This window comes from Kordia sp. (assembly GCF_050633145.1).
GTDB lineage: Bacteria > Bacteroidota > Bacteroidia > Flavobacteriales > Flavobacteriaceae > Kordia.
Window position 1 is genome coordinate 21,059 of sequence record NZ_JBOEFY010000021.1, and the last position, 13,069, is coordinate 34,127.

The 13,069-nt window shown below is 33.1% G+C and carries 11 protein-coding genes; 9 read left to right on the top strand and 2 right to left on the bottom strand.

The window, feature by feature from the left end:
• Positions 1–23 precede the first annotated feature (23 nt).
• Positions 24–2,366: a GH92 family glycosyl hydrolase gene (locus ACRBBL_RS10860; protein ID WP_431369071.1), complete on the bottom strand. Its 2,343-nt coding sequence runs from the start codon at positions 2,364–2,366 to the stop codon at positions 24–26.
• A gap of 29 nt (positions 2,367–2,395) precedes the next feature.
• Entirely contained in the window at positions 2,396–5,326 is a 2,931-nt protein-coding gene (locus tag ACRBBL_RS10865; protein ID WP_431369072.1) for a GH92 family glycosyl hydrolase, read from the bottom strand.
• A 40-nt stretch (positions 5,327–5,366) separates the two neighbouring features.
• Between ACRBBL_RS10865 and ACRBBL_RS10870 the strand changes: the two genes are divergently transcribed.
• From ACRBBL_RS10870 to ACRBBL_RS10910, 9 genes are all read left to right on the top strand, one after another.
• Positions 5,367–7,676 (top strand): beta-N-acetylhexosaminidase, encoded by a 2,310-nt coding sequence (locus tag ACRBBL_RS10870; protein WP_431369073.1) that lies wholly within the window; start codon positions 5,367–5,369, stop codon positions 7,674–7,676.
• A gap of 173 nt (positions 7,677–7,849) precedes the next feature.
• Positions 7,850–8,623, top strand: coding sequence for a class I SAM-dependent methyltransferase (locus ACRBBL_RS10875; protein ID WP_431369074.1), 774 nt, complete (start codon positions 7,850–7,852; stop codon positions 8,621–8,623).
• A gap of 28 nt (positions 8,624–8,651) precedes the next feature.
• Positions 8,652–9,101, top strand: coding sequence for a hypothetical protein (locus ACRBBL_RS10880; protein WP_431369075.1), 450 nt, complete (start codon positions 8,652–8,654; stop codon positions 9,099–9,101).
• Between the two features lie 52 nt (positions 9,102–9,153).
• Positions 9,154–9,984: an endonuclease/exonuclease/phosphatase family protein gene (locus ACRBBL_RS10885; protein WP_431369076.1), complete on the top strand. Its 831-nt coding sequence runs from the start codon at positions 9,154–9,156 to the stop codon at positions 9,982–9,984.
• Between the two features lie 98 nt (positions 9,985–10,082).
• Positions 10,083–10,580 carry a hypothetical protein gene (locus tag ACRBBL_RS10890; protein ID WP_431369077.1) on the top strand — a complete coding sequence of 166 codons (498 nt, stop codon included), beginning with the start codon at positions 10,083–10,085 and terminating at the stop codon, positions 10,578–10,580.
• Between the two features lie 31 nt (positions 10,581–10,611).
• Positions 10,612–11,175: an NIF family HAD-type phosphatase gene (locus tag ACRBBL_RS10895; RefSeq protein ID WP_431369078.1), complete on the top strand. Its 564-nt coding sequence runs from the start codon at positions 10,612–10,614 to the stop codon at positions 11,173–11,175.
• A gap of 65 nt (positions 11,176–11,240) precedes the next feature.
• The gene (locus tag ACRBBL_RS10900) at positions 11,241–11,687 is read left to right on the top strand and encodes a hypothetical protein (protein ID WP_431369079.1); all 447 of its coding nucleotides are present in this window, start codon (positions 11,241–11,243) and stop codon (positions 11,685–11,687) included.
• Between the two features lie 9 nt (positions 11,688–11,696).
• Entirely contained in the window at positions 11,697–12,434 is a 738-nt protein-coding gene (locus ACRBBL_RS10905; protein ID WP_431369080.1) for a DUF6000 family protein, read from the top strand.
• Positions 12,435–12,483: 49 nt separating this feature from the next.
• Entirely contained in the window at positions 12,484–12,942 is a 459-nt protein-coding gene (locus tag ACRBBL_RS10910; protein ID WP_431369081.1) for a hypothetical protein, read from the top strand.
• The last annotated feature ends 127 nt before the right edge of the window (positions 12,943–13,069 follow it).

The window sequence follows — 13,069 nt, forward strand, 5'->3', positions numbered from 1 at the left end:
TTGATACTATTTAATAGCAAGAGTTATTTTTCTTTTTTAGGCGTTTGACTCATTTCAAAAATTAATTCGCCTCCATTCATTAATTCTTCATGCAAAATATAATTTCTATTTATTTCTTTTTCGTTGATGGTTACTTTGGAAACATAGACATTCTTTTCACTTTGATTGATCGTTTTGATTGTCAATTGTTTTCCGTTTTCTAAATTTAAAACAGCTTCCTTTACTAACGGACTTCCCAAAGCATATCGATCCGATCCTGGTGTTACAGGATAAAAACCTAAGCTACTAAATATATACCAAGCACTCATTTGCCCTGCATCGTCATTTCCGCACAAGCCATCAACTCCAGGTCCGTACATCGTGCGCATTATCATACGTACACGTTCTTGTGTTTTGTATTCTTTGCCTGTCCAATTGTATAAGTATGGAATATGATGTCCGGGTTCGTTTCCATGCACATAATTTCCTATGATTCCATCTCTAGTAATATCTTCATGTTTTGCAATGTATTTATCGTCTAATTCCATTGTAAATAAAGAATCAAGATGTTGGCTAAAACGTTCTTTACCGCCCATCATGGCAACCATTTTATCCAGTTCATGCGGAACGTACAAACCGTAATTCCAAGCATTTCCTTCTATAAAACCTTGTCCGTGCGTATCTAATGGATCAAAGTCTTTTCTAAAAGTTCCATCAGCTAATTTTGGACTCATGTATCCAATTTTAGCATTGTATACATTTTCATAATACGTAGCTCTTTCTAAAAATTCTACTTCTGCATCTTTATCACCAGCTTCTTTTGCAATTTGTGCAATACACCAATCATCATAGGCCAACTCTAAGGTCTTAGAAACTGACGAATGACTTTTATTATCTGGAACATATTTATATTTGATATAATCGCCCAAACCATCAAAATAAGGGACTTTAGCCGTATTTACAGAAGCTTTTAGCGCATGATTCACATCAAAGTCTCCTACATTTTTCACTTTAGCATCCGCAATTACAGAAGTTGCATGATATCCAATCATACACCAGTTTTCATTTGCGTAATGACTCCAAATTGGCAACATTTTATGCACACTTTCATCATGATGTGCTAACATTGATTTTATCATGTCATTATTTCGCTCTTGCTGAATCACATTAAATAATGGATGCAAAGCTCTGTATGTATCCCAAAGTGAGAAAATCGTGTAATTTGTAAATCCATCTGACTCATGAATGTTCTGATCTAATCCTCTGTACTTTCCATCTACATCTTCATAAAGTATCGGACTCAGCATTGTATGATATAAAGCGGTATAAAAAGTTTCCGTATCTGCTTCTGTTAACAATGTAGCGTCAATTTTAGAAAGTTCAGCATTCCATTTTTCCTTGGTTTCTGTTTTTGTTTGATTAAAATCCCAATGTGGAATCTCTGCTACTAAGTTTTTCATTGCACCATCAGTACTCACAGGCGATAATGCAAACTTTACTTTTATTTCTTCATCTTTTTTTGTGTCGAAATTAAAATATGCTCGAATGTTTTTCCCTGCCATTTCTGGAAAGTTCTCTTCTTCATTAAATCTGCGATAGAAACCATTATACTTTGCATTATCGTAATTTTTATGTCCGTAACTTTTGAATGGTTTTGAAAAAGTCATCGCAAAAAACACTTTTTTAGTTCTTGCCCAACCGCGTGTTTGACGATATCCTGTAACTAATGTATCGTTTTCTACGCGGATAAATGTCCAAACATTTTTGTCATTATGATGGTATACATTGTAGACTAAGTCCAATAGAATGTGAGCTTCTTGAGACTCAGGAAACGTATATTTATGAAAACCTACGCGATCGCTTGCTGTTAGCTCAGCTTTAATCTTATAATCTTCTAAATCTACTTTATAATATCCAGGACTTGCTTCTTCTGTATCGTGTGAAAATGTACTATAAAATCCTTTTTCGTCCGATGCTGTTTTAAGTGGATCTAACACTAAATCTCCCGTTGTTGGCATGACTAGAAAATCTCCTAAATCAGAATGTCCTGTTCCACTAAAGTTTGTATGTGCAAAACCTACAATTGTAGTGTCTTTGTATTGATATCCTGCACAATATTCGTATGTTTTTGAGTTGTAACTTCCGTCTTCTTTAAACATGACTTCCATGTTTGTTTGCGGACTCAATTGTACCATGCCAAACGGTGCCGTAGCTCCTGGGAATGTATGTCCCATTTTACTCGTTCCGATAATTGGATTTACAAACTTTGCATAATCTTTTGTAGATTTTGCTATAGCTTCTTTTTTACTCTCAGCTACAGTTGTTTGTTGATCTTTACATCCAATAAAAGCGATTACCCCAATTAGAAAAAGTGCTTTTTTAATCATTAATGGTTTGTTAGTTGTATTGCTGTGTATTATTTTATTTCTATTTCATCCACAAACAGCCAAGAGCGTCCATCGTGTTTGTATCCTATATGCCATTCTGGAAGTACACCCAACTTCTTAGCTACAATTTTTACATAGCGTGCTTTCTTTGTGTTAAATGCAGTTCCTACTTTTTGAACACTTGGTTTATCGGCAGGTTTTGGTTTGTCATGAACTAATTTTTGAGCACTTGTAAATTTCTTTCCATCGGTAGAAACAAAAAATTCAACTTCCGTTGGCAGAAATATCCACGATTTTTGATCTTGTAAAAAATTCGCACTGATGTAATAAATGTCTTTTACACTTCCTAAATCAACTGTAGCAATTACATCTGAATCAAAATATCCTTGCCATGTTCCTGTACGGAAATCTTCTGTTCCAAAAATTCCGTCAATCAGCGCATTTTCTCCTCCGGCATTGTATTGATTGGCGTATTTTGTTCCTAATTCTATTTTTAAGTTCGGATCTATTTTAAAGAAATCAGTAGTAATAGTAACACTTTGTTTTCCATCTTTTTCCGCGTATACTCGCAACTGTGAAGCTTCTGTAATTGTGAATGGTTCTTTATATTCCACAAATTTATCACCAAAACTATAACGTATGGTTGCATCTTTATCAACCGATTGCAACGTTATTTTTGTTTCCCCTTTAAACGCAATATCTCCTTTAGCAATAAATGGCGGTGGCACAATTTTATGTTCTGTAATTTCCGTTACCGGAATGTTCTCGTCTTGTGTTCCCCAATCTGTCGCTGTATTCGTCATTTCAAATACCAAACTTCCTCCATTCATAATATCGTTATGATTTATAAATGATTTTGGATGATTTTTTCCGTTTAATGTAACCGACTTAATGTATTTATTCTCTTTAGAAATATTATTCGCAACTACTGTAAACGTTTTTCCATTTTCAAGATTGATCGTTGCTTTATCAAATAATGGCGTTCCAATAATATACTCGTTCGTTCCTGGAGTTACGGAGTAAAAACCTAAACTACTTAACACATACCATGCACTCATTTGTCCGCAATCTTCATTTCCAGAAACACCGTCAGGTTCGTTTGTGTACAACGTAGTTAAAATTTGATGAATATATTCTTGTGTTTTTGAAGGCTTATTGATGAAGTTATACAAATATGCCATGTGATGACTTGGCTCGTTTCCGTGTGCATATTGACCAATTAATCCCGTAATATCTACTTGATGGCGCCCAGCTGTTTCTTGATTTGCAGAAAACAATTTATCTAACTGAGCTTCTAACTTATCTTTTCCACCTAACAATTCAATAAAGCCTGAAACATCTTGCGGCACATAAAAACTATATTGCCAAGAGTTTGCTTCCGTATAGTTAAAATTCACTTCATACGGATCAAAAGGTGCAAACCAAGTATTACGAAAACGTCCACGCATAAATTGTGTTTCTGGATCAAATACATTCTTATAGTATTGTGCACGTTTGGTGAATTCTTCATAATCCGCAGTGTTGCCCATCGCTTTCGCCATTTGCGAAATTGTCCAATCGTCATAGGCATATTCTAAGGTTTTAGAAACCGATTCTGATTCTTTCTCTACAGGAATGTATCCAAGTTCTTTATAATAGTCCAAACCTAATTTATCACGTGTAGCACTGTGTTTCATCGCTTCAAAAGCTTTATCTACATCATAATCGCGAATCCCTTTCATATAGGCATCTGCAATTACTGGAACTGCATGATACCCAATCATACAACCTGTATAATTAGCCGATAAATCCCAAATTGGCATAATACCGCCAGATTCATATTTCTTTATAAATGTTTTAATGAAGTCGTTTGTACGATCTTGTTCAATAATTGTGTACAACGGATGTGCTGCACGATACGTATCCCACAAAGAGAAAACCGTATAATGTGTATGATCGTTAGACTGATAAATCTTTAAATCCATATCACGGTAACGTCCATCAACATCTTGATATAAGTTTGGCGCAATCATCGTGTGATATAACGCTGTATAAAAATTTGTTTTATAATCGATATCATCACTTTCAATGACAATCTTATCTAATTGTGTTTCCCAAGTGTCTTGTGCTATCTTTTTAACTTCTGCAAAAGACTTCTCTCCTATTTCTTGTTCCAAATTTTTTCGTGCACCTTCAACATCAACAGCAGAAATTCCAACTTTAATAATAACTGGTTTATTATTTGGATTTTTAAATGTCAACGCTGATCTTCTTGCACCTGGCATTCCTTGTTTTGGTGGCGATTGTAAAATATCATCAAAAGGATGCGATGTTTTTATCACATAAAACAAACGTTGATCTGATGCCCAAGCTTCCGAGAATCTATATCCAACAATTTCTGTATCGGAAACCTTCTCAATTTTAGCATCCAATACTTTATCACGATGTACCAAATCTAACATTACAACTTGATTTTCCGCAGAAGGGAAATTATACTTATGAATTCCGCTTCGTTTAGAAACCGTTAATTCCACATCAATATTTGTAGTATCTAAATGTACTTTGTAATAGCCAGCTTCCGCTACTTCATTATCATGCGAAAAATGTGCGCGATAGCCTTTTTCACCATTTGAACCATTATTAAAATTCACTTCATTGGTAGGCATTAATAAAATATCACCATAATCTGAAACACCTGTTCCGCTTAAATGTGTATGCGAAAAACCATAAATATATTCATCTGAATAATGATAGCCCGAACAGCCGTCCCAACCATCTAAACGTGTATCTGGACTTAGTTGCATCATACCATACGGCATCGTTGCACCAGGATATGTATGTCCATGTCCGCCAGTTCCAATAAAAGGGTTTACATAGGTAATTAAATCTTTATCTTTTTGAGCAGTTTCTATTTTTTGGTCACTTGTGCAGCTTAAAAAAAGCGAAATGACAACAAAAAAGGTGATATGGTGAAGTTTCATTAAAATAGATTAGTAAATTTATGGCATCTAATATACTAAAATGAGAAACAATATTTTTTTCAAATTCGTAATTTTCCTTTGTTTAATTGCTTGTTCAAAACCACAACAATCTACAAAACCTCCTATAAGACCGCATATCATCCCTATTCCTAATGATTTTAACTTACAAAAAGGTGTGTTTTTATTTAATGATAAAGTTGCTTTACATTCAGATAATGAATTAAATTCTGTAGCCACCATTTTTAATGAGTATATAAAAGAAAAACTTGGTTATGAATTGATTACAGATAACATATCTGATAAAAATTCGATTTCATTTATCCATGACAAAACCATTGAAAGTGAAGAAGGTTACGAATTGGTTGTAGATACTTCTAAAATTACAATCAAAGCGAAAACTGCTAAAGGAGCTTTTTATGGATTTCAAACTCTGCGTCAATTTTTTCCGCCAACTCTGGAAAACAAAACGTTTCCTAATAAGGAAATTCAACTTCAAAATGCCATTGCAAAAGATGCTCCACGCTTTGTATATCGCGGAATGCACTTAGATGTTTCTCGTCATTTTTATTCAGTTGATTTTATCAAAAAATATATTGATCTGCTTTCGCAACTAAAGATGAATACATTTCATTGGCATTTAACGGACGATCAAGGTTGGCGAATTGAAATTAAGCAATATCCTGAATTACAAAAAGTTGCTGCTTTTCGCGATGAAACACTGATTGGACATTACAACGATACACCTCATCAATTTGACGGAAAAAAGTATGGCGGATTCTACACACAAGAAGAAGTCAAAGACGTTGTAAAGTATGCTTCAGAGCGATTTGTTACAGTGATTCCAGAAATAGAAATGCCTGGACATTCGCAAGCAGCTATTTCAGCATATCCAAGTCTTGGTTGTACAGGAGAAAACATCAAAACAGCTACAAAATGGGGCGTTTTTGAAGATATATATTGTCCGAAAGAAGAAACATTCACTTTTTTAGAAAATGTCTTGGATGAAGTCATGCCACTTTTCCCTGGAAAATATATTCATATTGGCGGTGATGAAGCACCAAAAACACGTTGGAAAGCTTGTGAACATTGTCAAGAACTCATCAAAAGGGAAGACTTAAAAGATGAACATGGTTTGCAGAGTTATTTTATTGCTCGCATGGAAAAATACATCAACAGTAAAGGCAAACAAATTATTGGTTGGGATGAAATTTTAGAAGGCGGATTAGCGCCAAATGCAACCGTAATGTCTTGGCGTGGAATGAATGGTGCTATTGAAGCTGCAAAATCTGGTCACAATGTAATTATGACTCCGACTTCGCATGCATATTTTGATTATTACCAATCTGATGGCGAAGGCGAACCTTTGGCTATTGGTGGATTTTTACCGTTGGAAAAAGTATACAGTTTCAACCCAATTCCAAAAGAATTGACTGAAGAAGAAGCTAAATATGTATTGGGAGCACAAGGAAATATTTGGACAGAATATATTCCGAATGCTGAAAAAGTTGAATATATGATGTTTCCAAGAATCATTGCGATGGCTGAAGTTACTTGGTCAAATCCGTACAGAAGAGATTACCAAGATTTCACCTATCGCTTATCACATTATCACAAACGTTTGGATGCACAAAACGTAAATTATGCAAACCATTTGTATGAAATAAAAGGTGACGTTGCCAAACGAAATAATAAAATGGTGTTCGATTTGCAAACAATGATTAGAGATAAAACTATTCGCTACACAACAGATAATTCGTCTCCAACGTTAACTTCTACAAAATATACCAGTTATCTTCCAATTGAAGGTTCAACTGTATTAAAAGCAGCAGTTTTTGATGAAAAAGAGAAGTTAGGACGCGATTTTACAATCACGTTTAATAAACACAAAGCTGTTGGCGCCAAAATTACGCTGGAACCAAAAGCACATAAAGTATATGCTGGAAGCGGAAAAGAAGGATTAATTAATGGTGTTTCTGGAAGCAATACACGTTTTGGTGATAAAGAATGGTTAGGATTTTGGGGGAAAGATGTGACCATCACTATTGAATTTGACCAACCTAAAACAATCAGCTCAGTTTCAACACGTTTTTACAACGCTAACGGACAGTGGATTTATGCGCCTAGAGAAATAGGTATTAGCTATGTAAATGAGGAAGATGGCAGGACGTTACATCAAATCAATCAAGTTGCTACTAGTGAAGCTAAGCTAATTCCACACACTTTTAAGATTGAAGAAATTACAACTAAGCACATCGAAATTTTTATTCCGAATTACGGAACTATTCCTGATGGAAAACAAGGCGCAGGAAACAAAGGATGGACCTTTTTAGATGAGATTGTGGTGAAGTAGGTGTTTGGGTGTTGGGTATTTGGTCGCTTCACTTTTGGGTGTTGGATCTTCGCCTCAACATTATAGTTATAATCGTCAGTTCGAGTCCTAAATCTATGATTTAGTGTATCGAGAACTACTATAATTCTCTAACCTTTTATATTTACTAAAAAATTTAATACAAAAAATAGATTTTGGAAGACAAAAAAAAGAATACATATACAGTTGGCGATTTAATTTACAACGCGAGTATTTATGACGGCATGAATACAAGCTTAGCGGATTTGGATTTTTACAAACGATGGCTTCCAAAAAATAAGGATGCACGAATACTAGAACTTTGCTGCGGTACAGGCAGACTTACGCTTCCAATTGCAAAAGATGGATTTGATATTACTGGGGTAGATTATACGCCTTCCATGCTTGAACAAGCAAAAATAAAAGCTTCCAAAGCTGGATTAGCTATCGAATTCATTGAAGCTGACATGAGAGCTTTTGATATTGAAGAAAAATACGATCTCATTTTTATTCCGTTCAATTCCATTCATCATTTATATACAAATGAAGATTTATTTAAGGCATTAACGGTTGTTAAAAAGCACCTGAAAGAAGGTGGTTTGTTTCTGTTAGATTGCTTTAATCCTAATATTCAATTTATTACAGAAGGTCAAAAAGAATTAAAAGAGGTTACTCAATATACAACCGATGATGGACGAAATATAGTGATAAAGGAAATCATGCGTTATGAAAACACCTCACAAATTAATCGTATCGAATGGCATTATTATATAAATGGTGAATTTGATTCCGTTCAAGATTTAGATATGAGAATGTTCTTCCCGCAAGAATTAGATACATATCTAACTTTTAATGGTTTTGACATTATTCATAAGTTTGGAAACTTTGAAGCAGCAGCATTTAGTGATCGTTCAGAAAAACAGATATTTGTCTGCAAGCGATTTATTTAAGTTAACTTATCATAACAATAAAACAAGAATGGGATTTTTTAACCTTTTTAAGAAGAAATTAAAACTCACTGACGATCTATTTGGTGAACTAACGTATATGACCTCTAAAGATGCTTCCTTAAACGTTTATGAGGGAAATGTTCGTTTTCAGGGAAGTTACATTGGAATCGGCGTAGATGCTGATGAAAATGGTCCTACAAAAGAGCAAAAAGAGTTCTTTAAAAAATTGGATGCTACATACAATCATATCAAAGAAAACATCATCATTCCTTTCTTAAAAAAAGAACTTGAAGATGCGCTTGAACACACTGGACTTGAAGACTTTGACAATCAATTTGAGTTTGATGGAATTTCAATAGAACGAATCAAAGATGAAAATGTAAAGTGGTCTATTACCTATTATTCAAATCCTATGAGACATTATGTTACCGTTGATTTTGTAAACATGGAACCAACACTCACGGGAATTGATGGTTAATAAACAACATATTCAAATCATTTAAAACTGCTAATCGTACTGAATCAAAAAAATGAAGAAACACTTTTACATCTTATGTTTAGTCGTATGCCTGATGCCATTTAGCGGACTATCCCAAACTTCTGTAATGTCGTTCAACATACGATATGACAATCCGAATGACAAAGAAAACTGGTGGGAACATCGAAAATCAGCCCTTAGTAATATGATCCAATTCTATGCGCCTGACATCCTTGGCATGCAAGAAGCATTGCATGGGCAAGTAAAATATCTTGATAGTACTTTAGTGGATTATAATTATATCGGTGTCGGAAGAGATGATGGAAAACAAAAAGGTGAATATACCGCCATTTATTACAACAAGAAAAAGTTTAAACTGCTGAACACAAAAACGTATTGGCTCTCTGAAACACCCAATTCGATTTCTGTAGGTTGGGATGCTTCTATGGAACGCATCGTAACAGTTGGAGAATTTCAAGACAAAAAAAATGGAGATCGCTTATATGTATTTAATGCACATTTTGATCATTTAGGAAAGCTAGCTCGGAAAAAGTCTGCTGAACTACTTCTAAAATTGATGGAAGAAATGAGCATACAAAACCAGAAAATCATCCTTATGGGCGATTTAAATTGTAAACCCAATGATGCACCAATTAAAACGCTTCAAACTAAAGTATCGGATGCTTATAAGCTAAGCAAATCAAAACCTTATGGACCAACAGGAACATTTAATGGTTTTGATTTAAAAAGCAAACTTACCAAACGAATTGACTATATTTTTGTCAAAAACTTAGAAGTAACACAATACATTACTATTGACGATCGAAGAAGTAATAACTTGTACTTGTCGGATCATTTTCCTGTGTTTGTGCGTGTGGAGTAAAAGGCTTCTGAAAAATTTATAAAAACTCCATTGTATACGTATGATCTTTATTTTACATTTACATGAGATACCTAAAAATTCCTATTATCCCTTAAAACATGATCAAAGTTGGAGATTACATAAAGCTTAAAAACAAAGAATATCAAAATTTTTATTTGAAGAATAAAGAATGGAATGATGACTACATGTATGTTGGTCATTTCAAACATGTTTGCTTATGGTTTCAAGACTTAAATTGTCGTGGAGAATATGCTAAGATATTTTTTGATTCTTCAATTTCAAAAGTTCAAGAAATAGAGAATGACGAAACTGGAAAGCCATTATTTATTAAAACAGATTTTTTTTGGATGGTTTACCCTCTTGCTCTGGAAAAAAATGAAATTGAAGTCCTAAATCAAACTCCAGAAAAGATTATTGGGTTTGAAAATGATAAAAGAACAATTGAAGATGTAGAATTCTTTGAAAAAGAATATAAAAATGGGCTCTTTGATGTTCTTGAAAGAGAAAATAATAAGCATGCCTGCTACAGAAGAGGATTTTATTTTATGAAAGACTCTGGGAAATGGGAACATATAACAAAAGCTAAACTGCATTAAAATGTAGTTTAGTCAAAACGTTACAAGAAATTTGAACGAAACAGAGAAGATATTATTAATTCTTGATTTAGACGAAACTCTAATTCACGCAACTGAGACAAAACTTGAAATTGACTCTGACTTTCAATATGCGGGATATTATGTATATAAACGACCGAATTTAATAGAGTTTCTGATTGAAATGAATCAGTATTTCAAACTTGCAATTTGGTCATCAGCTGATGATAAATATGTGAATGATGTTACAGAATTAATCAAGCCGACTGAAATAGAATTTGAATTTGTTTGGGCGCGTAGTCGTTGCACTATAAGGCGCGACTATGAATTAGACCAATATGTTCCCGAAAAGAGACTAAAAAAAGTGAAAAAACGAGGTTTCAGACTTGAAAAGTCTTTGATTGTCGATGATTCACCTGAAAAAACGAAAGATAATTTTGGTAATGCAATTTATGTTTTACCATTTGAAGGTAATCAAAATGACAATGAACTGAATATACTATCTGAATTTCTTAAAACAATAAAGGATTCTGAAAATGTGAGAAGAATTGAAAAAAGAGGTTGGCGAAATATAAAAACGGCTAATAATAATGTATAACTACAATTACGGCGAATCTGCACCAAGTTCACTCGACACATATAAAACGTTAGCAACTATTTAAAATGAAAAAAGGAATCTGGAATTATATAAAAACAAACAAAACAGTTTGTGTTTTAAATCTAATCATATTTTTGATTCTGGTTCTTCCGTATTCATACTATTTTGGACATCACTATGAAGCTGAAAAGCTACATTGGATTCCGAATTTTGTATATAAAGAAATTGACTTAATTATCTTCTACCTACCAATTCTGATTTTGACAATCGGATTTCAAATTGCTAAAAAAACTACTTGGAGAAACATTCTTTTGATTTTGAATTTAATTATTTCAATTCTTTACTTTATTGGAGCAATACTTTCATTGTCATTTCCAATTCAGGATTTTTCTCCTGGAATTGGAAATTTATTGATTCTGACTTTATTTCCTTTACTTACGATTATTTTTAAAATTGATCAATCTGAAAAGAATGAAAATAAAATAACGGTTACCAAAAATGGGGCATTATAATTCTAAATTATGGACGATAAGATTAAAAGAGAAATTGAACTACATACAGCAGGCGCTACTGTAAGGCATAAAAGTCCCTTTCAGGAATTAGAATCTTATAAAAATTCAGAAAAAATTGATCAAGAGTTTATCAATAAATGGGTCATACCCTTTTATATGAACCTAAATAGAGCTGATGAAGGTTGGATTGACAACATTTCTAAGCTATCTCCAGAAATTAACGATTCTATAATTTTAATAAATTTGGGAGATTTCAATTGGAGAACTAGACAAACTGGATCTTTTTTCTCTTCTATAAAAAATAAAAAAGAATTTACTGACATCATTGGAACCCATTTATTAAAAAGTGAAGTATGCTATGCAGGTAGAGAATATGCCATAACACTAAGCTATTTTAACACAAAAGATTCAATCAAGTATTTAAACAAATATTTAGATTATTATCTATTGCATCCTGAATTAGCTTTTGATCAATATACTGTTATTTCTGCCGTAAAATATTTAGATGAACAGAACAATACAAACCTCATTGCTAATCACCTGGACTCTTGGAGAAGATTCCAAGAAAATGGAAAAAAATTACAGAACGAAAATCATAAATTATTGCTTAAATCCGATGCTATTGCAGAAGAAACCAAATTAAAACTCTCAGAAATCACATTTGACCAAAATATCGATTATAGCATCGAAACCAATTTTATAGAAAAGAGAATTAACACCATAAAAGCAATAGTTAACAAAGTATAAAACACATTTACACACCAAACTTTACTATAACCTAAACCAATATCTAAAAATGAATAAAATTGAAAAAATAGCTCACAACCATGTTGCGTCCTTTGGAGAAGTTGTTCCAGGATATAAATTTGGATATGGAGAACTCAAAGAATTTATATGTACTTATTATTTTGATTTCATTTTTTTGAATTTAGATGGGAATATTTCTGAAGAACCACCAGTTGCTGGAGGTCCCTGCGGATTTACAATTGACAAAAAAACGTTTGAAATTGAAAACCTAACTTTTGCCGATCTCGGAATGCTAGAACAGAACGAGAGAGAATTAAATGACATTTACCATAAAATAAAAAATATAAAAGAAAATAATTCATCTCTAAATTGGCTAAAGTCAACTTTTAATTTAAATTCAAAACAATTGCTGAAAATAAAAAAGGTCATAGATAATACTGAATTTGAAAAAGAAACAGCTCTTGAACAAATAAACCAAATAATAAAAACTACAACCAACAATATATAACCACATACATTGATATTTAAAATCATTCTATCACTAAGCTTTATCTTTGGCTTCTTCTTTATTAGAGAAATGAACCCATTATTTCTGGGAAGATGAAAGAGTTTATCAAAAAAAATCATCCTGAACT